The sequence below is a fragment of the Gardnerella sp. CCPDSM genome (assembly GCF_056754715.1).
On the sequence record NZ_JBQEQO010000019.1, the window covers coordinates 1 to 2,254 of the forward strand.

Annotated in this window: 1 protein-coding gene; it reads left to right on the forward strand. The window is 38.5% G+C overall.

Features of this window, described 5'->3' with window-relative positions:
• Positions 1-576: 576 nt before the first annotated feature.
• Positions 577-1,896 (forward strand): glycosyltransferase family 2 protein, encoded by a 1,320-nt coding sequence (locus ACTJLE_RS06210; RefSeq protein WP_481267875.1) that lies wholly within the window; start codon positions 577-579, stop codon positions 1,894-1,896.
• Positions 1,897-2,254: the final 358 nt, after the last annotated feature.

Genomic DNA, 2,254 nt, shown 5'->3' on the forward strand with positions numbered 1-2,254 from the left:
CGGTGAGGTGATCCTTTCAACTACACCGCACCGTTCGCACTCAGCATACACATTTCCATCCTTAATTGGAATAAACATTCCATGGTCTTTCTCATTTCCCATGACGCTAACATCTTCGAAATCATCAAATTTTACATAGAGCATATACGGCTTACTCCTTTATTGGTATGTCTATATACGCTCTAATTCCAGATAATATCAAGTTTTATTGTCAGCCACTCTACCTGTATTTATATCTATCAGAATTTTGCAAGCAAAACCTATTTTTTAACACTCGCATAAAAACGTCTGGGAAAACGTCCCCCCCCCCATAGACTTTTTCCCATGTTGAAGAGAGCATCATTATACGTAACTATTCTCATAACATGGTTACTACTATTCTTGATCTTTACACCATTCGCTATTAGAGAATACGTTTTTTCTGGAACAAGAAACACTACGCTAGATATTCTCATAGCATTAAACGCAATCTTCATAATCTACTTCTGGCTAAACGGCACTAAAGATATCATCTACGTACTATGGTTCTACCTGCATAAGAAATCCATTACACAATACGTTCAAAAAGTCTCTTGCATGCCAATACCAGCAAACAAGCGTATCGTAATGCTCTACTGTACTTGCAACGATTTCGAAGGTGACTCACTCACTCAATGCTTAAAACAAAAGTACGCCGGATCAGTCAAAACAGTCATCCTTGATGATTCTAGTGACCCTAATTACAAAAACAAGGTAGACGAATATGCTAAAGAACATAATGTAGAAGTAGTACGCCGCGAAAATAGAAAAGGATTCAAAGCAGGAAATCTCAACAACTATTTACACGGACGAACTGACTACGATTACTTTGTTATTCTCGACAGTGATGAAATCATTCCTTCAGATTTTATTATTCGATGCTTACAATACTTCCAATACTTTAAAAACGCTGGAATCGTACAATGCAATCACGTAGCAACACGTAACATTAACCGCTTTATGCACCTACTACACATTGGAGTGAACAGCCACTGGCCTGTGTACCAAACAATGAAACATCACTATGGTTTCATGTCTCTATTAGGACATGGTGCAATGGTAAGCCGCGAATGCTACGAAGCAGTAGATGGATTACCAGAAGTTGTTGCTGAAGACTTATGCTTATCAATTGAAGCACGCAGTAAAGGATACTATGTTGCTTTCGCACCGAACATAACATGCGAGGAACAATATCCGATTGACTATCTAGCTTTTAAGAAACGACATAGTAAATGGACTCAAGGTAATTTCGAGTTCATGAAATGCTACACTAAACGCATTTTCACATCTAAAATGCGATGGTTTGAAAAACTAGATATTTTCCTGTTCACCTACAACCTGCCATTAACATCACTTTTCACATGCTATGTAGCGATGAATATCATATTCTTCCCAGCGCTACACTACGATTTACACTATCCAGCATGGCTACTTTTACCAACCTTAATATTCTTCATGGCACCTATGCTAAACGACGTATTCTTCTGGCTTGGTAAAGTATCTATCAAACATTTACTACTCTACATGCTTTTTACTTTCTGCTTGTACGGTTCAATGCTTTACGTGTCAATGAAATCATCATTCCTAGCACTTACAGGAAGAAAAGCCATATTTGTTGTCACACCAAAAACAACGCAACATATTACATTAGCTGAATCATTACGAATGAACATTCAAGAAATAATATTCTCAATAGTTCTTATCACTCTCTCATGCGCGTTCAAAGGCGGAATACTACCAGTCATACTCATAGTAGCACCAACACTTTTCAGCATATATTTAACAATGTACTCGAACTCTAAAAAACCTATCGATACACCACATCATGCTAGAAACAAGTACAAAACAAGAAGACCACTCGCACACGCATACCGGTGATATAAACCCACAAAAAATAACAGGCATTACAGAAAATGGTAAAAAGGCGAAATTAAGGCAACAACTCTACACACAGAAAGCAACAGTTTCAGAGTTCAGAAGGAAAAGTTTCATTGTATCCAAGAGTTAAGAAACTAGAACCAACCTTCACAAGGTGGGTGCAAAGTGGGTGCACCTTTTAACGTTAACATCCTGTGCACTCGACCCCAGAGCGTTGATATCTTCCCTCAAACAGCAAAATCACTCTCAAAAACCGCTCCGAGCCATCTTACAGTCGCCACGCATTAAACCTTTTAACGATAACTCTCGCTAAGCCCTGCTACACAAGGGCAAAAATGCACCCACCTAATCAGCCTTT

Excerpts from the sequence above, each read along its gene's own strand:
- ACTJLE_RS06210 (WP_481267875.1), top strand. The coding sequence starts at position 577 with ATGCCAATACCAGCAAACAAGCGTATCGTAATGCTCTACTGTACTTGC.